Raw genomic sequence first — 23,211 nt, 5'->3', positions numbered from 1 at the left:
GGAGAAAAATGGAACCGCTTCCTCACAATCCTTATAAGCATTTAGCTGTGTTTTTCAGCAGCAGCATTACGATGTTACGCCCTCGAAATTCTCAAATTTTTGATTCCTGTAAAATGCTCCTTTTAGGTTTTTCCACTGTCTTTGGTTTTCCCGTGTGAGCTGATTCCAAGGGAACGACTTTCCAAAATAAAGCTTTTGCTTTTCTCCAGTTCTCAAGAATGTGCTTTGCCTTGGTACTACCAGTTTTTTCAAAATGAAAATAAATAATCTGTTGCAGGTCTTTGGCTTCATCCTCTTCTGGAAATCTTTCCAGTCTTACCATCTGCAGGTTACAATTGTCCGGAAAACTGCCATCTTCGTCGTATACATAAGCAATGCCACCAGACATTCCTGCTGCAAAATTTTTACCAGTCTTTCCAAGCACGACGACTTTCCCCCTAGTCATATATTCACATCCGTGATCGCCTATTCCTTCTATGACTGCCGTTGCTCCACTGTTTCTAACGGCGAATCTTTCTCCCGCTTTTCCACAACCATAAAATCTCCCACCTGTTGCCCCGTATAACACTGTATTGCCACAGATTACATTTTCTTCAGGTTTGAACAAGGCGTAATCTGGGGCTTTAAGAACAATTTCCCCACCACTCATTCCTTTGCCAACGTAGTCATTGGCTTCTCCTTCAAGCCGAATGTTAACTCCATTGACCAGGAAGGCGCCAAGACTTTGGCCAGCACATCCTGATAGGTTCAGTTGGATGGTGCCCTCAGGAAGACCGTTATCACCGTAAAGATAAGCAATAGTCCCCGAGAGCTGAGTTCCAATGCTTCTATTAACATTTTTAACCTTATGGGTTATAAGAACGGATTTTCTGGTCCGTATTGCTGATTTAGCTTGTTGAAGAAGTAGTTCATCCAGCGGCCGATCGCCTTGAGGATCATTTCTTTCCCACGTATGATACCGAGGTTCTGTTTCCATTCCCTCGGGTTTCCAGAGCAATGAACGAAGATCCAAAAGATGGGATTTGGGGTGATTAGGAAATGATTTTTGTTCAAGAAGCTCTGTTTTTCCTATCACTTCGTTTAATGACCGAGCTCCGAGACTAGCTAATATTTCTCTGACTTCTTGAGCAACGGCATTGAGATAGGCAATAATGCCTTCAGGGGTTCCCTTAAATCGAGCTCTTAGTTTTGGGTCTTGAGTAGCAATGCCCGTGGGACAAGTATTGAGATGACAATGGCGGACATAAACACAACCCATAGCAATAAGGGCCATAGTTCCAAAGTTAAATTCTTCGGCACCCAGGATCGCTGCAATGACAATGTCTCTTCCCGTTCTCAAGCCACCATCTGTTCTCAAGGTAACTCTACTCCTCAGTCCATTGAGCATGAGAACTTGCTGGGTTTCGGCTACCCCTAATTCCCAAGGGGTTCCAGCATATTTTATAGAAGAAATTGGGGAGGCTCCCGTTCCCCCTTCATTGCCACTGATCAGGATGATGTCAGCATGGGCTTTAGCAACCCCAGCAGCAATTGTTCCAACGCCGGCTTCGGAGACAAGCTTAACACAAATTTTTGCCCGTGGATTTGCTTGTTTTAAGTCATAAATTAACTGAGAGAGGTCTTCGATGCTATAAATGTCATGATGAGGAGGAGGGGAGATAAGAGGAACTCCAGGAGTACTCCTTCTGAGTCTGGCAATTACTTCATCGATTTTGAAACCAGGAATTTGACCTCCTTCCCCAGGCTTTGATCCCTGAGCCATTTTGATTTCTATTTCAGCGGCATTGGATAAATATTCAGCTGTCACTCCAAATCTTCCGGAGGCAATTTGTTTAATCAGGCTATTTTTCGAGTCCCCGTTAGGTAAAGGACTATACCTTTCTGGATCCTCGCCTCCCTCTCCTGTATTGGATTTACCTCCAATCCTATTCATAGCAATGGATAGAGTTTCATGAGCTTCAGGGGATAAGGCACCATAAGACATGGCAGCCGTGGTGAATCTTTTCCTGATTTCTTCAATTTGTTCCACCTCTTCCAGTGGAATGGGGGTTTGTTGACGAAAGGTTAAACAGTCTCTTATTGAAATAGGACCGCTTGACAGGATGAGGTTGGAAAACTTTCTATACTCTTCTATTTGTCCTGCTTTTTCTTTGCCTTTTAAGCCAACATAGACATGAAGGGGGTGAATAGCTTGAGGAATCAACGCATGTTTTTCCCCTTCTCTTTTATAACGGTAATACCCCAAATCCATCAGTTTTGGGGCTTGGTCCCTGAATCCCAGCTCATGCCTTTGGATAGCTTCTTTGGCTATTTGCCTGTACGTCAGCCCACCTATACGAGAAGGGGTATTTTCAAAACAATCATTGATAACTTCTTCCCCAATGCCAAGGGCTTCGAAAAGTTGGCTGCCGTGATAACTGGCGATCGTTGAAATCCCCATTTTTGACATAATTTTTAGAAGCCCTTTTTCAATCGCCGATTTGTAGTTTTTAGCTATTTCTTCTCTTGTCAAATTGCCAAATGCACCATTTTGATGAAGATTAGAAAAAAGCTCCAGACAAAGATACGGATTTACTGCTGTTGCCCCATAGCCGATAAGACAAGCAAAATGGTGAACATCGCGACATTCTCCCGTTTCGCATATTATAGATAGTTTGGTTCGCTTTCCAACCCTAATCAGGTGATGATGAACAGCCCCCACCACAAGCAGCATAGGGAGAGGAGCAAGCTCTTTGGACGGTCCTTTGTCTGACAAAATGAGAATGGCTATGCCTTCATCAGCGGCTTCTTCAGCCTCCATTTTAATTTCCCAGAGCCTAGATAGAAAAGCTTCTTCTGAACCATCGATAGGGAAAAGACATTGGATAGTCCTTGCTTGCAAGGATGGCTCTGGTCTAGATCTTAATTCTTCAAGCTCTTCATTGAAAAGAAAAGGCGAGCATAGACGAATGACTTCATGGTCTATAGGACCTGTAAGAAGCCATTGCGGTAGTCGACCACACCAATTTTCTAAAGACATCACGAGTTTTTCTCGTATAGGATCAATTGGTGGATTGGTTACTTGTGCGAAAAGTTGTCTAAAATACCAATAAAGAATTTTCGGTTTATCCGAAAGAATTGCTATTGGGGCATCATCTCCCATGGAGCCAACCGCTTCTTCAGCTTTTTGAGCCATCGGTTTTAGAACATATTGTATTTCCTCTTCGTCATATCCAAAACACAAAAGCTTTTTGTTAAGTTCTTCAGGATCATTGTGGAAAGAGTCTGCAAAGAAAATGCTTTTTCCTATTTTGCGTTGAGAGTTTCGCAAGAACTGAATGTAAGGGTATTTAGAGCTAACCTGTTCTTTAATTTCTTTATCCCTAAGAACTTTTTTAGCTTCGAGATCAATGGCGATGATTTCTCCTGGACCAAGTCTTCCTTTTTCAATGACAGTTTTCTCATCGATCTTTCCGATACCTGCTTCAGATCCAAGAATAAACAAACCGTCGGAAGTAATCCTAAAACGGGAGGGACGAAGTCCGTTGCGATCCAGACATGCACCGACAATTTTCCCATCACTAAATACTAGAGCTGCGGGGCCATCCCATGGCTCTGAAAAAAGTTCATGGTAGAGATAAAAATTTTTCAACTCTTCGGGAATGTGCTTTTCAGCCTGCCATGCGGCAGGAACAAGCATGAGGATAGCCTCTAAAGTATCCCTTCCGGAAAGAGTGAGGAACTCAAAAACATGATCAAGACTTGCTGAATCACTTGTTCCAGGTGGAATGATTGGTAGCAGGTTTTCGATCTCATTTCCCCAGGGTTCACACATTTCAAGCGCTTTTTCTCTTGCCTTGGTCCATAATCGGTTCCCCTGAATCGTGTTGATTTCCCCATTGTGGGCAAGCATTCGAAATGGCTGTGAAAGAAACCACGAGGGGAAAGTGTTCGTGCTATACCTTTGATGGTAAATAGCGAAGGGTGTTTTGAAAAGAGGATCGTGGAGATCAGCGTAGAATTTTTGGAGTTGAGGAGAGACAAAAAGCCCTTTGTATACAATTGTTTTAGAAGAAAAGGAAGGGATATAAAAATCTTTAATATTTTGTTTAGCAATTTTATTTTCAATTTTTTTCCGACATAAAAAAAGGAGCTGTTCAAAAGCCAACGAATCTAGAGAGCGATCTAGAGGTTTTGCCAAGAGAATCTGTTCGATGTGAGGACAGGTTCTTTGAGCTTTGTCGCCAAGAGCATCCATGTGGATGGGAACAAGACGCCATCCCAAAATATATAAGCCATGTTCAAGAACAGTCTCCTCTATAATTTTTTTACAATGGACTTGCGCATATAGATCTTTGGCGGGAAGAAAACAGAATCCGACAGCTAAATCTTCGTTTTTAAAAAGATGGTGCCCGGATTTCTCTATTTCTGGACGCAAGAGATCATAGGGGATCTTAGTCATGACCCCAGCCCCATCACCTGTTTTCATATCAGCATCAATAGCCCCTCTGTGAGAAAGGGCACAGACGCATTGTAGAGCAGCATCTAAGATGTGGTAAGTTGAATTTCCATGGATATCCGCTACAAAACCTACTCCACAGCTTGACCGCTCCATCTGTTCAATCCAAAGTGGTGGAAGCGATTGATTGTCTAAAAATTTTGCAAAATGCATGTTGTGTTAATTCTAGGTATCTTTTCGAAAGTGGCAAGATACACGTTTGTTTTTTTTCTTATATAATTTGATGAATAAAAAATATTCATTAAAAAAGTCCTTTCGCATCCACATTGAGGCTGACAGAAAGTTGCATTGCGGTTGGCTAAGTAGCTCTGACTCAATGCAGGAAGAAGCAGTAGGGATTTGTCATTGTTTTTATTCAGGAAGCAACGGGCTTATCAAGCCAAAGGTAAAGCTTTTAAGTTCCAAAGGGGCCGAGTAGTGTAAAGTTTAACATGATGGAGGGGGGGGATCACACAAAAACTTCTAGGAGAATCGCTTAGAAGGAAAGAGAAAAGTAGCGATTGCTTGGATGCCAACGTCTAATTAGTTTTTAAAGAGGATTTTTTGACTGAATAGATAGCAAAAGCCACTATATAGGTTTGTCTTTTTTTAAGCTAGATCATTGATAAATTTTACCTATAAGGAAGATCCAATATGATTGGCAGAATTGAAAAAACTTTTTTAGAATTACAGAAGCGTGGAACCAAAGCTTTCATTCCATTTGTAATGGCTGGAGACCCAACTCCTGAAGTATTTCTTAATGTAGTGGAAATTCTTGAGGAATCAGGGGCAGACATCTTAGAAGTAGGTATCCCCTTTTCAGATCCTTTAGCGGATGGCCCGATAATCCAACAGTCGGCTTTTCGAGCTCTCAAGGGGGGGGTGCATATCGACCAGGTTTTTTCTCTTTTGAATATAATCCGAAAGAAATCCAATATTCCAATTGTTCTTTTTTCCTATTTAAACCCAATTTTTCGTTATGGCATAGAACGGTTTGCTGCTAAAGCCTATGACAATGGTGCAGATGGGGTATTGATCGTCGATCTGCCCCCGGAAGAATCTCTTGAGGGAATCAATTCTTTGGAAGAAAAATTAGATCGAATTTTGCTTGTTACCCCTGCCACCTCCACGCTTAGAAAAAAGAGGATAGCGGAAAGAACCAGGGGATTTCTTTATTGCGTTTCGCGTAACGGCATCACTGGCTTACAAAAAGAACTTTCTAAGGAAGCTTATGAATTGGTAAAATCAATGGAGACTTTAAGCAAGGTGCCACTTTGTGTTGGATTTGGAGTGTCGACTCCGCATCAGGCAAAAACAGTAGCATCCTATGCCGATGGAGTGGTCGTGGGTAGCGCGTTAGTTGATGAATTAGCCAGGATCGTGGAAGGTAAAAGTACCTTAGAGAAATTTAAGGAGTTTGCTTTTTCGCTTGCAAAAAGTATTCATAAAGAGCAAAAAAATAATCAATCATTGTGAAAGGAAAAAGCAGAAACAATGTCTATTTTGTCCTTAGATTATGGAACGAAGCATATTGGATTAGCCATCAGTGATGAGACCTTGTCCATTGCTGTTCCTCTGGATCCATTGCAGGCTGAACCGTTTGGGAAGTTTATTGGAAAGCTTAAAGAAACGATAAGGCAGTTTGAAGTCAGTCTTATTATTGTAGGTTTGCCAAGAAACATGGATGGTTCCTATGGGATTGCGGCAGAAAAGGTTAAACAGTTTGTTTTTAAACTTAGACAATGGATTCAAATTCCTATGGAGTTTCAAGATGAGAGACTGAGCACGAAGCTTGCAGATAGACTATTGACTGAAAGAGGCTGCCACGGAAAAGAAAAGAAAAGAAGGATTGACAGTTGTGCGGCTGCAGTTGTACTACAATCTTACTTGGATGGACTGCTTTTAAAAGAAAAAAAAGCTAGAAGTGTTGTTTAACATTTTGAAAAGAGAAAACAGATGCGCTTTTTATGTTCTTTTCTCCTAAGCTTGGCTATTTTATTGCCTACGCTTTTGAAGGCTAATCCTGGAGGATCTAACTATTCAGAAGAAAGTGGGCAGAAAGTAGAAAATGTCTCTTTGAAGACAGAAGAAATTCCAGAGGTGGCTCTTTTCAAAGAAGGCGCTAACGAAATTATGTTTATGGCTGGGGGCCTTTTTTCTACAGGTTCTGGTAATGGAAGATATACTTTTAATGAAATCCCCACCTTAACCTATTGGGGTTGGATGTTGACTACGCCGGATAAAGGGGGAATTTTGCGCGGGAATCTCGAATTGCTTGTCGGCCTTTATGCTAGCGCCATAGAAAAAGGCTTTGGTAGTACTGTTATAGGCCCTCAAATTATGGTTAGGTACAATTTTGTACAGCCTGATAGTCGCTTTATTCCCTTTATTGAAGGAGGTTTAGGATTCGTTTATAACGATGCCTATACGGTCAAGACGCAATCAATGGTTGGACAGGTAATAGAATTTACCCCACAATTGGGTGCTGGTTGCAGATACATGCTTGATACGCATTGGTCTTTTAATTTTGAGCTTCTTTTCCATCATATGTCTAATGCGGACATGGCAAGTAGAAATATTGGGGTTAATGAGTTGGGTGGAATGATTGGATTTTCTTATCTCTTGGGTCGGCCACATTGAATCTTCCTTTAGTCGGTTATAAGATAATTCTTTCTTATTGCGGTACTGGCTTTCATGGTTGGCAAAAGCAAGGCCAATTACCTACAGTCCAGCGCTTTCTAGAAGAAGCTGTAGCTAAAATATGGCAAACAGAAATTCATATTGAGGGAGCTAGCAGGACAGATGCTGGCGTTCATGCCAAGGGGCAGGTCGCTTCTTTTATCGCTCCCAGAAAACTTGAAGCGGAAGTATTACAACGAGCATTGAATTATTATTTACCTGAAACCATTAGGGTTCTACATATTAGAGTTGTCTCTAAAGAGTTTCATGCCCGTTTTCATGCTATTTCCAAAACCTATCAATATTGGATATGGAATGATCCAGTGATGGATCCTTTTTATCTCTGGCGAGCTTGGCATATTCCTAGACAGCTGGACTTACAAAGTATGAATGAAGCGGCAACGCTTTTTGTAGGCAAAAAAGATTTTGCTTCTTTTGTTAGCTCCCCTGGTTTTGTCTTAAAAGACACAATAAGGACTGTTTTCGACTGTGGCTTTACCGTCCAAGGGCAATTGTGCCTTTTTACGATCAAAGCCAATGGGTTTCTTTATAGAATGGTCAGAAATATTGTAGGAGCATTAGTGAAAATAGGATTAGGTCGATTGGATCTTGAAAAGCTAAAAGATATTTTTGAAAGCAAAAATAGGAAGCTTTCTCCTGCCTCTGCCCCTCCATGGGGCTTGTATCTCCTGAAAGTCGATTATCCTCCAGACCTGGAGACAAATCATTAAAATAATTATTTTTTCTATTATTATATTTATAATGTTTATACTATTTTTAAATTATAAGGATAACTAAATATAATTTTATTTGACATATTATAAGATATCATCAATATTCATTTCATTAAAATAATCAATGAAAGGAGGATTGCATGACTGAACCTTCAACAGTTCAGAATATGGAGCATACTTTAAAAAAAAGAGGGATGGATATGATTCCTCTACTCCGTCTTTTTGCTTTAGTGTATTGCTGGATAGCCGTGCCTGCGCTTTTGGCTTATTTTTATGAAATGACAGCTAGAGCTGGGGCTGATCATCTTTTCATATTCCAGAGAATTGTGGAAAGGAACTTCTATTTGTTGATAGCTGATATCAGCTTGATTGCCCTCGCTCTGCTTTTGGTTATGGGGACAAAAGTATCTGATCAGCCCACTTCCAGCCAAAGCCTCCTTCCCTTTTGGGGTACCCTTTGGATTGGGTATATTGTTGCAAGACTATCCACTCCGGGGCATATTCCAATGAATCTATGGATGGGAATATATGCACTCTTTTTAGCCCTAATTGCAGTTGCTTTCCATGAACTTTTCTTTAAAGGAATAAAGAAAAAAATATAATGAGTTTGTATTCCCCGCACCATTTGCTAGGTGCGGGGAATCGCTTTTTATTTCAGTATGGAATGTGATGGCTTTGGTTTTGGAATAGTTCTTGTTGCTCCTCAAATTCCTCAGAATACGGGTAACATTGCAAGGATATGTGCTGCCACAAATTCTGAACTGCATCTTATTGAGCCACTCGGTTTTTCTTTGGACAATGCGGCAATGAAAAGGGCAGGGGTAGATTATTGGAAAGCGGTTAAGATGTCTCTATGGAAGGGCTGGGATTTTTTTTTAGAAAAACAAAGGGAACGGAGATTGTTCTTTTTTGAAACAGGTACTTATCCACCTTATTTTACTGCTTCTTTTCAACCTCATGATATCTTTGTCTTTGGACGAGAAACAAAGGGCCTTTCCCAAAGGATTCTTTCTTTGAGTCCTCAGTCCATTTTTTCGATACCTATTCTCAACCCTTCCGTGCGTAGCCTCAATCTAGCTAATTGTGTCTCAATCATCCTTTATGAAGCCATAAGGCAAAACTTGCTTCGAAAAAAAATCTCTGCTTTGTGCTAGGAATAGATAGACAAAGGCTTTGTTTTCAACATTATTTTTCCTGTATGCTTGCAAAAAGAATTATTCCCTGTCTGGATGTTCATGCGGGGAGAGTTACGCGTGGGAAAAAATTTGGAAGAGCCGAATTAGGCGAACTGACTGATGTAGGAGACCCGACCCTTTTGGCTTTGAAATATAATGAAGAGGGGGCAGATGAGATCGTCTTTTATGATATAACGGCTAGTCATGAAGGCAGAGGGGCTTTACTGAACGTTCTAGAATCGGTAGCGCGCCGCTGCTTCATCCCCATCACTGCTGGCGGTGGGATTCGAACCCTAGAAGATATAAGGCAGGTTTTACTTTCTGGAGCCGACAAGGTCAGTTTGAATACCGCAGCTTTGGAAAATCCGTCACTCATTGAAGATGGAGCAAAGAAATTTGGCTCTCAATGTATTGTTTTATCTATCGATGCTAAACGGAAACAAACTAATGAATGGAAAGTATTCAGTCATGGCGGTAGAAAAGAAACGCCATGGGAGGTTGTCTCATGGGCTAAGAAAGGGGTGGAAATGGGGGCTGGAGAAATAGTTATTAATAGCATTGATGCAGATGGAATGAAGGAGGGATACGATCTAGATTTAATTAGGAGTTTATCACGTACAGTCTCGGTTCCAGTAGTAGCCAGCGGAGGAGCAGGGAAAATGGAGGATTTTGCACTAGCCCTGGAAATTGGCCAAGCAGATGCTGTCCTAGCTGCCGGCGTATTCCACCGTGGTGAAATCCATATAGCCGAGTTAAAAAAGTACTTAAAGGAGAGAGGATTGGCTATTCGGATCTGATTCGACGTTAGGTTTTGTTTGTGCTTTAAAGAGTTGCCAGCTTAAAAGAATCTGAGAAAAAAGACAGATCAGTGGTTTAAGCCAGAGTCCCATCTCTACCCATCTTTTTCCAAAGGCTTCTATGCCTAGGAAAGGTTGCAAAGCTAGCAAGAAGAGTCCAATTGCGTTTTGCTTTTCAACAAATAAAAAGTAGAGGGAGAAGAAACCCAGCGAGAGTCCAAGAAAGACATAGGAATTCAGTTCTGTGCGAGGATTGCAGAGGAGTAAATAGGCAGTAGAAAAAGAATAAAGAAGCATGGAAAAAAATAATGGACTTTTACTCCATCTTTTAAGCCTAAAAGCCAAAAGAATTATTCCTATCGCTGCTAAACTGCGGATCACAAGAGAAAGGGCAAAAGGAAGTTCCCCATGTACGACATGAAAGAGTCCTTGAATATCTGCAAAGTTTGCTTCGTTTGGCTGGGAAACCGTCGTCATCCGCTTCATGAAAAGCAGGTACTGTTCGACAATGTAGAGTGGATGATCTAAGCAAAAGAAAAAGGGGAAGAGGACAAAGAGCAGGAAGAGCCAAAAAGCAGTTTTTTTGAAAGAAGGATAGAAAATGGTGGCATAAACAAAAGGAAACAGCGCGATGGGTTTGAAGATCAAGCTTAGGAAGAAAAAAAAAGCTGCTTTTAGCCAATGTTTTTCCCCACAGGCCAAAAATGAAAGCACTAAGGAGCCGCTAAGAGCTAGATTAGTCTGTCCATTTCGGATCGATGCTAGGGCACTGAACAATATAAGTAGGGAAAAATAGAAAAAGATCTTATCCGGATAGAGTGGGAAAAAAGAGGTCGTGAGTTTTCGGAGTGCCCCAACAAATATCAAAAGGGAAAATATTCTCCATAATATTTCTCTTGGAATAGGAGGCAGAAGGGCAAAGGGAGTAAAAAAAATGGCAAAATGAGGAAAATAGAGAAACCCATGAATTCCACTAGATTCGTAAAGAGGGACTTTTTGTAAAAACCTTGTAGAGGCTTGAACATAAGCCAGAGTAACGGTTCGACTTGTTGGATTATGGAATATAAGAAGGCTGAGGGAAACAACTAAAACTGACCAAAGGACAATGCTGGCAAAGGCCCAATAAGAACTTTTCATAATTATTCTACAGGCCTTTCTTTCTGAATAACATCATTTAGGGTACAAAACCTTACCTCTAAAGATTGCAGCCAAGAAATGTATACCTCGAGTCTTTGTAAAAGAACTAGACCATCAATCGCTTTTGCTACTTTGGGAATAGGATATTTCTGGATATTGGTAAATTCCCATGGGTGAAAAAAAATATTGAGATAACCTTTTTCCTGTAATGTCCATAGGGAAAATGTTTTGAATAAGGATAAAGGGATATTTTTAAAGGTCAGCCAACAAAGAGGAATACGAAACAAGGGAGTAGTCGAAATTGGTATTTGAACAAGGCCCTGTTCGCAAAAAATTTTTCTTGGTAATGATAAATAATTGTATCTACCAGGTAGCCAGGTAGGATTGATCGATGAGTTGTATTTATACCCAGAACAAATAAGTGATTGGTAGTTTACAGCTCTGAATCTAGGACTTCGATACCCAAGAATTTGAACCGAGCAGATATCTTCTAGGATTTTCTTTGAAAGAGGAAGTTCTTCATCTTTCCCGATAGGATTGTGGCTTAATCCATGCGATGCGATTTCGTGTCCGGACGCTAGAATAGTTTTAAGAAGTTCGGTTTTTTTTAAAGCAAAAGAAGCCGTTGTAAAAAAAGTGACTTTTAGCGCTTTTTTTTGGAGTAACTCCAAGAGAGCCTCTGCGCCTTCATTGGACACCTGAATCTGTTCTTCCTCTTTTAAGTAATGCCCGTATTCGCAAGGAATATCAAATTCTTCGAGATCAAAGTTCAAATAGATTTTGCCGATCATATTCCCCTTTGTTTGCAAGATATTTGATTTGCAACAACTCCTTTAACATCCGAAGAGAGTCCCCAAAAAGTTTGATTTTAGAATGCTTATAAGAGTGTGTGGCAGAGACTTTAACAGGAATTTCTTCGACTTTATAACCCAATTTTCTTGCAAGAAAAATCAGTTCCACATCAAAAGAAAAACCTTCAATTCTTTGCAATTTAAATAGCTTTTCAGCTACAGTTCTTCGAAAAGCTTTCAGTCCGGCTTGTGTATCCGAATAAGGCAGGTCAAGTATAAAGCCAACCAGTTTGTTAAAACAGTAGCCAAGAAATTTTCTTCTTAAACTCCGTTCCAAACAAAAACCCTTTTTTTCCGATATTCTACTGCCAATGGCAATATCACAACTTTGTAGTTTTTCTTCAAACAAAGGCAGGTAATCTAACGGATAAGCTAAATCCCCATCTAGAAAACAGAAATTGTCTCCACGGGTGTGCCGGAAGCCTTCTTTTATAGCATAACCTTTGCCTTTGTTGGTTTTATAATCGATAAGTTGCACATGAGCAGAGGCATATTCTTTTAAAACAGCTTTCAGTAAATTTCCAGTGTTGTCTGTAGAGCCATCGTTAACAAAAACAAATTCGTATCGAGGATTTTGTATAGAAAACTGGCAGATAGATCGAGAGACCTCTTGAATGATTTTCTCTTCGTTATAGACCGGCAGAACAACACTGAATATGGTCATGGAAATAATTGCAATTAAAAAAAAGAAAATGGAAGTTCTTTGTTTCGATTGTTTCGATAATTTTCTTGCTTTGCTAGTTTATAACAGCTCATGCCATTTTTTCTCCCCCCCTTTCTTTTGAATCTTCACTAAGATATTATAGATTGTGGATTTTAATGCTTTTGTCTCTGAAAAAAAAGACAAACAAATTATCTTTTTTGATGGAATATGTGTTTTATGCAATTCTTTTGTATCCTTTGTTTTAAGAAAAGATAAAAACCATTCTTTTTTGTTTGCTCCAAGACAAGGAAAATTGTTTGAAAAATTCCAATGGCTCATGAGTCCTGAGGCGAAAATGGCCGATTCTATAGTCCTATGCCGTTATAACGATAAGAAGCATAAATGGGAATTTTTCATTGAATCGCAAGCCGTTGTGGAGATACTGAAAAGCCTTACCGGGTTTTATTTGTTAGGACTTATGCTTTCTTTTTTCCCCACTTCATTTTTAAATAAACTCTATAGAATAATTGCCAAAAATCGATACAAGCTCTTTGGGAAAGAAAAAAATTGCCGTTTTCTGAATCAAGAGCAAAGAAAATATTTTTTTGATTGATCCTCTTCGACTCACTTTGCCACAATAATAAAAATGCAAAGTCAAGACAAATTAGACCAAATATTTGAACTGCAAAAAAAACTGAATCTAAAAATAGGGGTTGATCCTACTACTATGGATCAGGAAACTCGAATACAGTGGCTTTTGAATTATACTCGAGCGATTGGGCAGGAGCTGGCCGAACTGGTTGACAGTATTCCATGGAAATGGTGGGCAAAATATCAAAAATTTGACTTACAGAATGCCCGTGTGGAGGTCATCGATCTGTTGCACTTTCTTGTTTCCACAGCGCAACTTTTAGGGATGAGTCCAGAAGATCTTTTCGAAGCCTATCACAAAAAACATATGGTCAATGTAAAAAGGATCGACGAAGGGTATCATTTTAAAGATGAAAACGATTGCAAGCATATTTGATTTTTCATCTTTAGTATGAGTCTGAATGTTGTATCACATTTTTAATTTTTCTTTTGTAGGGTTAATTTTTTAAGAAAAGAAGGAAAAGAATGGGAGAGGGGGGTTGCGACAGTCTGGAGAGGGTGGGCAACATCCCTCCATTAGATTATTGGATTTTTTCTACGCCCCATGCTGAGGGGCCGATGGACCTTTCCAGTATCTTTGGCGCCAACGGCTCTTTGATATTGGATTTAGGGGCTGGAGAAGGATCTTTTATTATTGATTATGCAATCAAAAATCCCCAAGCCTGTCTTTTTGCCATAGAAAAAAAAATTAGCAGGGTACGAAAAATAGCTTCAAAAGCTAGACGCTTGAATTTAAAAAACCTTAGGGTTATTCATTGTTGCTGGGAACAATTTTTATTAAGGCATTGTATGCCTTCTTCAATCGACGAAATACATATTCTTTTCCCTGATCCTTGGCCAAAAAGAAGGCACCATAAGCGAAGATCCATCAAAGCTCCGGTTGTTCAAGCAATAGCCGACGTTCTTAAACCCAATGGGATATGCCGACTACTAACGGATAACAGAGAATATTTTGTTTGGAGTGAGAAACTTTTTCATCTTTCAGGATATTTTGAAGAAAAACCACTAGCATTGCCTTCCGAATATCCTGAAAGCCTATTCCAAAAAAGGTTTAAAGAAAGGGGCATCCTTTGTTATCAGGCGCTATGGATAAAAAAAACAGCATTGTAAATGCCCCTTTCAGCTTCAGTTGATTGTTCTTTCTACAATCAGAAAGCATAACCAATGGCTAAGAGTCCTAATGGAATCATAGCATGACCAACAGTAACCTGAGTGGCTCCAAGATTATATCCTGAAAGGGTATCCGTCCAAATCCACTCAAATTGGGCGGCTGCCATCCAGTGGGCAGTGATGAAATAGCGAACACCGGCTATGGGTTGAAAGGCAAAAGCCCAATTAGTCCCAATATTGGCACTGGCTACTTCGGCGTTGACAACAACGGCTCCCACTCCAAAACCAATATACGGTTCAAAATTGCCAATATGATACCCCACAGTGCCATTCACCATAAAGGCGCCAATGTTCAGAGCAGTATTCATATTAGGAAGGCTCAGATAATGTCCAGTGCCTATGTAAGCGGCTTCAGCATCAACTGTCCATGCGAGATGGGTTTCAGTATCAAGCCAATGATAACCACCAAGTATTCCAAGAACAGTGCTGAAGTTGGTGTTGACCGTAATGGGTCCGCCGGGATTGACAAATCCATCATTAGCGCCTACAAAACCGGTTCCGGCTCCTCCGGCAATATACCATGCTCCAACGATTCGCTTCGATTCAGCACCAGCTTTTTCCATTGCCTTTTTATTTTCCAAGTATTTTGAACTATGATCTTTATCTACCGCTATCTCATCTCCTTCCGCTAGGGTCGAGGCATTGTCTTCGGCTTTCAGATGCAGAGCAGAAAAACCAAATCCAATGCTTAAGCAAAGAAGAGCACACCGTAAGATTTTCAAAACCGCAAGCTTTGTATTTTTTTTCATTTTTTCCTCCTCTTAATATTCTATTAATTATTTTAATGATTCTTTAAAATAAATCATATTTTAATCTTGTAGACTTTATCTCTTAATCTTAAAAAAAATCAAAACAAAATTACCGGAATTTTAATCTAGGGATTATGACTAATTTTTCTTTAGTTTAATGCATGGCTTTGAACAAAATGAAGCCCAATAGCGAGTAATGCTTTAGTAAATCTGTGATCAAGTATAAAATAGGGAAAGGATTTAGAGGAAAAAAAATGGTATAGGTTTTAGGATAATAGAATAATGAAAATATCTCTTAATTGGCTTAAAGATTATCTTGAATTGGAACAGCCTTTGGCTCTGATAGTCGAAAAATTGACATTAGGAGGAGTTGAAGTTGAGGAAGTTAATGAGATAGGAATTGAAGATGAAAAGATAGTAGTGGGCGAAATAGTGAGCTGGAGGCCCCATCCGAACGCCGATAAATTAAGGTTGTGTGAGGTCTTTACTGGCTTAGATAAGCTCAGTATTGTATGTGGTGCTAAAAATTTTGATGTAGGAGATCGAGTCGTCTTAGCTTTGCCTGGGGCTGTTTTGCCCGGAGGTCTGCAGATTGGAGTAAGAAAAATACGTGGCGAAACTTCTTACGGGATGCTCTGCTCTGAAAAGGAACTTGGATTGTCGGGAGAATCTGAAGGGATAATGGTTTTATCAAAAGAAGTTGCAATAGGTACTAACCTTAGCTCTTTATTTCCAAAAGACACGATTCTTGATTTGGAGATCACTCCGAACCGGTCCGATCTGCTCTGTTATATTGGGATTGCTAGAGAGCTTGCAGCTCTTGGTGTGGGGAAACTAAAATCTTCAAGAGCTTTTCAACAAGCATCTATGGGAGAAGGGTTAATGAGTAGTTATGGAAGGGTGACGGTAGAGAATAAGAAGAAATGTCTTTTGTATTCTGGATGCTGGATTGAGAACATAAGGGTTGGCCCTTCTCCTACTTGGCTTGCTTCTAGGCTTAAAGCGAGTGGTTTTAAGCCCATCAATGCTGTTGTTGATGTTACGAATTATGTTCTTCTTGAAACTGGACAGCCTCTTCATGCTTTCGATGCCGAACGGTTTGGTTCCCAGAACATTATTGTAAGAGATGGCCAGAAAGGGGAGCTTTTTGTTGGATTGGATGGTAAAGAATATGTACTGGATGAAAGAGATTTGGTTATTGCAAGCCCCCATCAGGTAGAAGCTCTTGCAGGAATAATCGGAGGAAAGGCTTCGGCAGTCAGTAGCTCTACTACATCGATTCTCCTAGAATCGGCTTGGTTTGATCCCTTTACAATTCAACAGACATCGAATAGGCTGGGGATAGTGACTGAAGCCTCTTATCGATTTGCAAGAAGGGTAGATCCGCAAGGGGTAATTCCTGGGAGAATCAGGGCTGTGGAGCTATTGGAAAAAGTCATTGGGGCGAAATTGGTTGGAGGTACCGTGGAGGGAACGATTGAAGCAAGAAAAAGTAGCATCAGGCTTAGAAAACAAAAGCTTGAGGAGTTTACTGCTTTGTCTTGGTCACAAGCAGTAATAGAAGAAAAACTCAAGTCTTTGGGATTACTGTTAAGGCATCAAACAGAGAAGGAATCTTATTGGGAAGCTCCTTCTTTCAGATCCGATTTGGAAATAGAAGAGGATCTTATTGAAGAGCTGGTACGCCTGCGTGGTCTTTCTGATATTCCATCGCGGATTCCTTTTGGGTTGGCTTCCCCATCAGCTTCAGAAAAGGAATGGGATAAGGTCTTTAAGCTTAAACAAGCGCTGGCATCGAAAGGATATCAGGAATGCATGACCATTCCCTTGGTGGTTGATGAAAAGAAGAAGGAGGAGGATCGAATTTCCCTATCCAATCCGGCAAGCAATTATCATGTAGTCTTGAGAAAATCATTTTTGAGATCTTTGGTTGAGGTAGCCAATACGAATTGGAGGCGAGGCAATAAGGAAATAAGGATATTCGAAATCGGCACTCTTTTTTTTAACAATAAAGGGAAGGTGTGTGAAGAGCAAAGGCTAGGCATTCTTGTCGGGGGAGAAACTAATCAGCTGGAAACACATAAGCTACAGTGGTCAATGAAACAACGAAAAATAGATTTTTATGATTTGAAGCAGCTGGTGGATTTTCTAGAACAAAAAAAGGGTTTTTTGGAGGAAGATCGTAAAGAGTTGTTTTTAGTTCGTTCAGAGGACTTAGAAGGATTAGCAGTCGATTTTCCCTGTTATTATGTTGAATATACCCTCGAACGATGGAAAAGGGAAAGTGAGGAGCCCCCCACCTATAAACCGCTTCCAACTCAGCCATCCATTCGAAGGGATATAGCATTGATTGTGGACAAGGAATTAAAGCATAAAGAAATCTTAACAGAGATTCAAAACCAAGAAGTTCCTTTTCTTGAATCAGTAGAGCTTTTTGATCTTTTTGAAGATCTAGAGGGGATTCGAATTCCTAAAGAGAAAAAGTCCTTGGCTTATGCTTTAACCTTTCGAGCCAAAGATCGCACTTTGACAGATGAAGAAGTCAACGCTATTGTAATAAAACTAAAGGAAGGGTTACGGAAAAAACTTTCTTGTAGTTTTAGAGAATAAGGGAGAATTTTTTTAAAGATTTCCCTTCGCTGTGCGTGATTGGAATGTTAGCCTTTCCTCCGATGTTTGAAATATTAGGGCCTTAACGCTTTGCTGATTGAACGCCAGGCCTTAACTGGAAGGCGGGATTTCAGAGCGCGTCCTTTTCTGTACATAAAGGGACGAAAGGTCTCATTCACACGGCAGCGAGGGGATTTTTTTTTCTAAGCAACATCGATTGAAAAAAATTAGGCAAGGATAGTCCGAACGAAGGCTTCTATATTGCTTAGGCTTCTTTGACTTAAAAAAAGGTTTCTAGCAGCTTTGTCTCTAGGTAGATTCTTTTCTAAGGTCAGATCGAACAATCCGAAATTGGCTTTCATCGGTTGAAAATGCAGCGGATCAGCATGACAGATATACCAGAGGAGTTCGCCGATCATTGTTTGTCTTGGGAAAATAATAGGTTCTTTCCCTTGAAAAAGCCTTGAGGCATTTATTCCTGCCACTAATCCACTAGCAATGTTAGCTGCATACCCTTCGAAGCCAGCGAGTTGGCCTGCAAAAAATAAAAGTGGATTGTCCTTGAACTGAAGAGTGGGGAGCAGCAGCTTGGGGGCATTAATAAAGGTGTTACGGTGTAATTGGCCATAACGAATAAATTCGGCATTTTTTAATGCAGGGATCATCCTAAAAATTCTATCTTGTTCTTTGTAAGTAAGATTGGTTTGGAAACCAACCATGTTGTAAAGAGAAGCTGCCAAATTGTCTTGTCGTAGCTGGACGACGGCATAGGGCCTTTTGTTTGTCTTTGGATCGATCAGACCCGTAGGCCGAAGAGGGCCAAATCTAAGGGTATCTTCTCCTCTTTTAGCCATGATCTCAATCGGCAGACAGCCTTCAAAATAGAGTTCTTTTTCAAAATCATGCAGGTTGATTCTTTCTGCATTGGCTAGTTCTCGACTTAACTCTAAATACTGCTCTTTTGTAAGGGGGCAGTTAACATAATCACCAGAATTTGCAGGGTCCATGTACCGAGAAGCTTTAAAAGCAGAGCTAAAATCAATGGAGCTAGCATCGACAATTGGACATAAGGCATCATAAAAATAAAGGGAATTGGATTGGGTCAACGCTTCCAGTCTTGCTGCAAGACGAGGGCTAGTCAAAGGGCCTGTTGCTATGATACAAATCGAATCGAATACTAAATCTACTACCTCTTCTCTTATTAAAGTAATATTGGGCTCTTTTAAAATGTTTTGCGTAACCATTTGAGAAAATCTTTCTCTGTCTACGGCAAGAGATTTTCCTGCTGGAACCGAGCAACTATCAGCAATGGAAATAAGCAAAGAGTCTAGAATTCTCAATTCTTGAAGCAATAGTCCAGAAGCATTGCTCAGTAGATTGGAACCAAAAGAATTACTGCAGACAATTTCAGCAAGATTGCTTCCAGAATGGGCTCCTGTTGGTATAAAAGGCCGCATTTCATAAAGAAAAACAGGTATCCCTCGTTGAGCAATCTGCCATGCTGCTTCGGATCCTGCAAGCCCTCCTCCAATGACTACAATGCCTTTAGCTGAGCAAAATTTCATTCTAAAAGAAAAATACACTCGGCTAGAAAAAAGTTAATGATTTTCCTCTACCTCAGATTATTTTCATTAGCTTTACCATCAAAGAAGATTTGTAAGGAGAATAGACTAAAAGAGCTTACAAGTAGAAATACGGCACAAGGGTTTTAGAGTTCATATTGTGGGAGTGATTGGCTTCAGGCTTCCCAGTGACCTCCTCCCACCTTTATAAGAGTGGGATTCCTCTTTCACCGAAGGAAACTTACACGAATAGCAGGGTTACTCCCCAGTATCCGTGCAGCGGTCTCCTTCTCCAGAGGCGTTAGTTCGGACCGGTCCAGCCCTACGGCCAAATGTTATACCACAACCATTAGAAATTTGCAACTTAATGAAGCCGCCTCTCATCCCACTCTTAAAAGTGTGGGCTTTCCCGGCGTTCACTCGTAAAAGGGCAGTTCATCGAATAAACTACAACAAATCGGTAACAGCTCCTAAATTGGCTTGGCTTACTGTTTTGGCAAACTTATATAAGACTCCGCGGCACTTTAAGGGGGGAGACGTCCATTTGGATTGTCTCTTTTGAAGGATTTCTGGAGTAACATGCAGGGTAATTTCTTTTTTTTCTGTATCGATAGTAATGTGGTCTCCTTCTTCCACAAGAGCAATAGGGCCCCCAATAGCTGCTTCAGGACAAATATGGCCAACCACAAAGCCGTGGGTGCCTCCAGAAAATCTTCCATCAGTAATTAATGCCACCTCCTTCCCCAGCCCTCTGCCCATAATAGCGGATGTAGGAGCAAGCATTTCTCTCATTCCTGGCCCCCCCTTGGGCCCTTCATAACGAATGACAACAACATCTCCTTTTTTAATCGTCCCATCGAGTATTTTTTCCAAAGCCTGTTCTTCAGAATCAAAAGGCCGGGCAATGCCCGTAAAGGTCTTTCCTTCCATTCCTGTTATTTTCGCCACAGCTCCCTCTGGGGCCAGATTACCCCGTAGAATGACTAGATGACTATCCTTTTTAATCGGATTTGAAAAGTCATGAATGATAGTTTGAAAAGGCGGATAGTCCGCAACATTTTCAAGGTTTTGAGCAAGACTCTTTCCAGTCACAGTCAAACAGTCGCCATGAAGGAGTCCTTTGTCCAGTAACCTTTTCAATAATGGAGTTAAACCTCCAATCTGAGAGAGATCGGCAACGGAATGTTTTCCTGAAGGCTTAAGATCGGCTAGGACAGGGACTTTCTGTCCAATGCGGTCAAAGTCTTCAAGACTCAGTTCAACTTCAGCAGCATGGGCAATAGCCAGGAGGTGAAGGACGGCATTCGTTGACCCGCCTAGAGCAATAACAACAGTGATGGCATTTTCAAAAGCTTTTTTGGTTAATATGTCTCTTGGTCTTATCCCCTGATTGATCATCTGTAATACTGCTCTGCCGGCGCGCCTAGCATCCTCGATTTTCTCAAGCGAAACAGCTGGGTGTGTAGAACTATTTGGAAGGGACATCCCCATTGCTTCGATAGCGCAAGCCATAGTGTTTGCTGTGTACATCCCCCCGCAGGAACCAGGACCTGGAATGGCATGTTGTTCAATTGCAAGCAGCTCTTCTTTGGAGAGCTTTCCTTGAGAAAAAGAACCTACGGCTTCAAAAACCGAAATAATGTCGATGTTCTCTCCTTTATAACACCCTGGGAGTATTGTGCCTCCATAAACGAAGACAGCGGGCCTGTTTAATCGGGCAATAGCGATCAAGCATCCTGGCATATTCTTATCGCAACCTCCAATGGTTACGATGCCATCCATCCCTTCACAACAAACGACCGTTTCTATGGAATCAGCAATTACTTCCCTTGAAACAAGGGAATATTTCATCCCAGCAGTCCCCATGGAAATCCCATCAGAGATAGTAATCGTATTGAATATCAGAGTTTTCCCCCCAGCTTCAGTGGCTCCTGATGCTGCTTCTCTAGCAAGCTTGTCAATATGCATGTTGCATGGGGTTAGTTGACTCCAGGTGGAGGCTATCCCAATGAGATCTTTTTGAGCCATGTCTGATGAGGAAAATCCCAGCGGATAGAACATAGACCGATTGGGAGACCGAACAACACCATCAAAAATTGCAGACGAATAGGCTCTGTGGAGGGATTTTTTAACGTCTTGCGATGACCCTTGGGTCTCTTCTGTTATTGAGGCAGTTGAAGATAAAGGAGAATGGTTCGAAGCATTCATAGGCATTACAATTTTTTTTAATAACCTTCAGTTTCTTTTAGAGTTTTGAAAAGCAAAAAATTCACTTGCCGTACGGGTGGTCTGGGAAGCTACTTCTTCGAGGGATATTTTTTTTATTTTGGCGATTTCATCAGCAATGATCCGCACATGAGAAGGCTCAGACCGCTTACCCCTATAAGGTACGGGAGCAAGAAATGGACAGTCTGTTTCCAGCATCATATTTTCAAGAGGTATTTCTAAAACTGTTTGCCTAAGGGCCTGAGCATTTGGGAAAGTTATAATTCCTGTAAAAGAAACAAGGTGGCTTTGACTAAAAAGAAGGCTGGCTTCTTGGGAAGTCCCAACAAAACAGTGGAATACTCCCCTTAAGACACCTTGATAGGGAGATAACAAAGAGAGGGTTTCATTGAAAGCTGCCCTTTGGTGAATGATGACATTAAGTTTGGCTTCTTTAGCCAGTTCTAATTGACTTAAAAAAAACTCTTGTTGTATTTTTTTCTGCTCTTCAATTTCTGCTGGAGACAAGGATGGATCAAACTTGTGAAAATCGAGTCCCGTTTCACCTATGGCTACGATTTTGGGATGGTCCAAAAGATCAGAAAGGTCCTTTTCAAAAGGCTGAGCTCTTTTATGGGCTTCCAGCGGATGGATGCCAACGGCAGCCCAAACTGCTGGAATTTTCTCGGCAATGCTTAAAGCCTTTCTTGAACTTTGAAGATTAGTTCCAATGGTAATGATTTTTTCAATGCCACTATCTATTGCCCGCTGAATGACAGCTTCCAAATCTTTTGAAAATTGTGGAAAATCAAGATGAGCATGCGTTTCAATAAACATAAAATTAGAGGGTCTTGTTGGTTGTTCTCTAGAAAAACTATTTCCTAATGATTAAATGAGTTTTAAAGATCAATTTCAAGTCCATCATAAGCTACGTAAATTTTTGGGGGCAAGCAGGCTTGCCTCTCTTTGTGGGATTTATGATGCGTTAGGTGGGTAAAATAAGTTTTTTTGGCGCCAATGCGTTGAGCCATTGTTATGGCTTCTGAAGTACATAGGTGGGTGGGATGAGGTTCGTCTCTTAGAGCATCGATAATAAGAACTTCGACATCCAAAAGCCGTTCGATAATTGTTTGAGGTATAGTTTTACAATCGACAAGATAAGCCAGTATTTTTTTCTTCTCCTGTTCAAAGAGAAAGCCCAAGGTGGTTATTTTGCCGTGTGGTAAGGGAAGTGGATGGATGGTGAATCTACCAATTTGGAAAGTTCCCTCAATAATATGGGGAATGACTCTGAGATAGCCGTTTTTTTCTAGCGAAGGATCAAAAGCATAGGGAAAGATTCTTTTTAATGTAGCTATGACCTCTTCAGAAGCATAAATAGGAAGTTTAGTGCCAATGATATCACAAAATCTTCTCAAATCATCAAATCCCATAATATGATCGGCATGCTGATGGGTAAAAAGAATACCATGGACGTTTTGGATATTCTCTCTGAGACATTGGAGACGGAGTTCGGGAGTAGTGTCGATGAGAATCGAACTGATGCCATCGGTGAGATAAAGGGAGGAGCGTGTGCGTTTATCTCTTGGATCTGTCGATAGGCAGGTGGCGCATCTGCATCCGATCATTGGAACCCCTTGAGAAGTCCCTGAGCCAAGAACAATAGCTTTTGGTCTTAACAATGTTGAAGGCATAACAAAAAAAATGTATCAACTGTTCTCTTTGAACAAGAGACAGACCCGTCGTAAAGTAAAAACTATCAGCCATTTTA

20 protein-coding genes are annotated in these 23,211 nt (G+C 40.7%); 11 read left to right on the top strand and 9 right to left on the bottom strand.

From position 1 onward, the window contains the following. Positions 1-91: 91 nt before the first annotated feature. Positions 92-4,651, bottom strand: coding sequence for a glutamate synthase large subunit (gene gltB, locus QOL44_RS10685; RefSeq protein WP_009061717.1), 4,560 nt, complete (start codon positions 4,649-4,651; stop codon positions 92-94). A 480-nt stretch (positions 4,652-5,131) separates the two neighbouring features. Here gltB and trpA point away from each other — a divergent pair, with 480 nt between their 5' ends. From trpA to hisF, 7 genes are all read left to right on the top strand, one after another. After that, the gene (gene trpA / locus QOL44_RS10680; RefSeq protein WP_009061715.1) at positions 5,132-5,953 is read left to right on the top strand and encodes a tryptophan synthase subunit alpha; all 822 of its coding nucleotides are present in this window, start codon (positions 5,132-5,134) and stop codon (positions 5,951-5,953) included. An 18-nt stretch (positions 5,954-5,971) separates the two neighbouring features. Next, positions 5,972-6,412, top strand: coding sequence for a Holliday junction resolvase RuvX (gene ruvX, locus QOL44_RS10675; RefSeq protein WP_009061713.1), 441 nt, complete (start codon positions 5,972-5,974; stop codon positions 6,410-6,412). Positions 6,413-6,433: 21 nt separating this feature from the next. Beyond that, the gene (locus QOL44_RS10670) at positions 6,434-7,117 is read left to right on the top strand and encodes an acyloxyacyl hydrolase (protein ID WP_009061709.1); all 684 of its coding nucleotides are present in this window, start codon (positions 6,434-6,436) and stop codon (positions 7,115-7,117) included. Next, positions 7,114-7,887, top strand: coding sequence for a tRNA pseudouridine(38-40) synthase TruA (gene truA / locus QOL44_RS10665; RefSeq protein ID WP_009061707.1), 774 nt, complete (start codon positions 7,114-7,116; stop codon positions 7,885-7,887). The genes QOL44_RS10670 and truA overlap by 4 nt, the downstream gene beginning before the upstream one ends. Before the next feature lie 143 nt (positions 7,888-8,030). Next, entirely contained in the window at positions 8,031-8,492 is a 462-nt protein-coding gene (locus QOL44_RS10660) for a hypothetical protein (protein WP_009061705.1), read from the top strand. Positions 8,493-8,549: 57 nt separating this feature from the next. Beyond that, the gene (locus tag QOL44_RS10655) at positions 8,550-9,044 is read left to right on the top strand and encodes a tRNA (cytidine(34)-2'-O)-methyltransferase (protein ID WP_045086800.1); all 495 of its coding nucleotides are present in this window, start codon (positions 8,550-8,552) and stop codon (positions 9,042-9,044) included. A 44-nt stretch (positions 9,045-9,088) separates the two neighbouring features. Further along, complete coding sequence (gene hisF / locus QOL44_RS10650; protein ID WP_009061702.1) at positions 9,089-9,862, top strand: imidazole glycerol phosphate synthase subunit HisF; 774 nt, start codon at positions 9,089-9,091, stop codon at positions 9,860-9,862. Here hisF and QOL44_RS10645 read toward each other — a convergent pair. Genes QOL44_RS10645 through QOL44_RS10635 form a run of 3 tightly spaced genes read right to left on the bottom strand, consistent with a single transcriptional unit; the run spans position 9,830 to position 12,514 of the window. Then, positions 9,830-10,999, bottom strand: coding sequence for a glycosyltransferase family 87 protein (locus QOL44_RS10645; protein ID WP_009061700.1), 1,170 nt, complete (start codon positions 10,997-10,999; stop codon positions 9,830-9,832). The two genes, hisF and QOL44_RS10645, sit on opposite strands and share 33 nt — an antisense overlap. Before the next feature lie 2 nt (positions 11,000-11,001). Beyond that, positions 11,002-11,790: a polysaccharide deacetylase family protein gene (locus QOL44_RS10640; protein ID WP_009061698.1), complete on the bottom strand. Its 789-nt coding sequence runs from the start codon at positions 11,788-11,790 to the stop codon at positions 11,002-11,004. Next, on the bottom strand, positions 11,762-12,514 hold the full coding sequence (locus QOL44_RS10635) for a dolichyl-phosphate beta-glucosyltransferase (RefSeq protein ID WP_009061696.1): 753 nt from the start codon (positions 12,512-12,514) through the stop codon (positions 11,762-11,764). The genes QOL44_RS10640 and QOL44_RS10635 overlap by 29 nt, the downstream gene beginning before the upstream one ends. 145 nt (positions 12,515-12,659) lie before the next feature. On the opposite strand from QOL44_RS10635, the gene QOL44_RS10630 reads away from it, so the two are divergent. The 3 genes from QOL44_RS10630 to trmB all read left to right on the top strand — a co-directional run bounded on the left by QOL44_RS10630 (position 12,660) and on the right by trmB (position 14,254). After that, positions 12,660-13,106, top strand: a complete 447-nt coding sequence (locus tag QOL44_RS10630; protein ID WP_009061694.1) for a thiol-disulfide oxidoreductase DCC family protein — start codon at positions 12,660-12,662, stop codon at positions 13,104-13,106. A gap of 33 nt (positions 13,107-13,139) precedes the next feature. Further along, entirely contained in the window at positions 13,140-13,520 is a 381-nt protein-coding gene (locus tag QOL44_RS10625) for a dUTPase (RefSeq protein WP_009061692.1), read from the top strand. A gap of 89 nt (positions 13,521-13,609) precedes the next feature. Next, positions 13,610-14,254, top strand: a complete 645-nt coding sequence (gene trmB, locus QOL44_RS10620; RefSeq protein WP_009061690.1) for a tRNA (guanine(46)-N(7))-methyltransferase TrmB — start codon at positions 13,610-13,612, stop codon at positions 14,252-14,254. Between the two features lie 38 nt (positions 14,255-14,292). Here the strand turns inward: trmB and QOL44_RS10615 are convergent, their stop codons facing one another. Beyond that, complete coding sequence (locus QOL44_RS10615; RefSeq protein ID WP_009061688.1) at positions 14,293-15,063, bottom strand: porin family protein; 771 nt, start codon at positions 15,061-15,063, stop codon at positions 14,293-14,295. 282 nt (positions 15,064-15,345) lie between these two features. Here QOL44_RS10615 and pheT point away from each other — a divergent pair, with 282 nt between their 5' ends. Further along, on the top strand, positions 15,346-17,673 hold the full coding sequence (gene pheT / locus QOL44_RS10610; RefSeq protein WP_009061687.1) for a phenylalanine--tRNA ligase subunit beta: 2,328 nt from the start codon (positions 15,346-15,348) through the stop codon (positions 17,671-17,673). A 227-nt stretch (positions 17,674-17,900) separates the two neighbouring features. On the opposite strand, the gene trmFO is transcribed toward pheT, so the two are convergent. From trmFO to QOL44_RS10590, 4 genes are all read right to left on the bottom strand, one after another. Next, the gene (gene trmFO / locus QOL44_RS10605; protein WP_009061685.1) at positions 17,901-19,238 is read right to left on the bottom strand and encodes a methylenetetrahydrofolate--tRNA-(uracil(54)-C(5))-methyltransferase (FADH(2)-oxidizing) TrmFO; all 1,338 of its coding nucleotides are present in this window, start codon (positions 19,236-19,238) and stop codon (positions 17,901-17,903) included. Positions 19,239-19,682: 444 nt separating this feature from the next. Then, positions 19,683-21,449: a dihydroxy-acid dehydratase gene (gene ilvD / locus QOL44_RS10600; RefSeq protein WP_009061683.1), complete on the bottom strand. Its 1,767-nt coding sequence runs from the start codon at positions 21,447-21,449 to the stop codon at positions 19,683-19,685. A gap of 21 nt (positions 21,450-21,470) precedes the next feature. Next, positions 21,471-22,277 (bottom strand): TatD family hydrolase, encoded by an 807-nt coding sequence (locus tag QOL44_RS10595; protein ID WP_009061681.1) that lies wholly within the window; start codon positions 22,275-22,277, stop codon positions 21,471-21,473. Positions 22,278-22,339: 62 nt separating this feature from the next. Beyond that, the gene (locus QOL44_RS10590; protein ID WP_009061679.1) at positions 22,340-23,134 is read right to left on the bottom strand and encodes an MBL fold metallo-hydrolase; all 795 of its coding nucleotides are present in this window, start codon (positions 23,132-23,134) and stop codon (positions 22,340-22,342) included. Between the last annotated feature and the right edge of the window lie 77 nt (positions 23,135-23,211).

Source organism: Candidatus Methylacidiphilum fumarolicum (assembly GCF_949774925.1).
Classification (GTDB): domain Bacteria; phylum Verrucomicrobiota; class Verrucomicrobiia; order Methylacidiphilales; family Methylacidiphilaceae; genus Methylacidiphilum; species Methylacidiphilum fumarolicum.
Note: the sequence above shows the minus strand (reverse complement) of the source record. Positions and strands in the feature narration are given on the sequence as shown.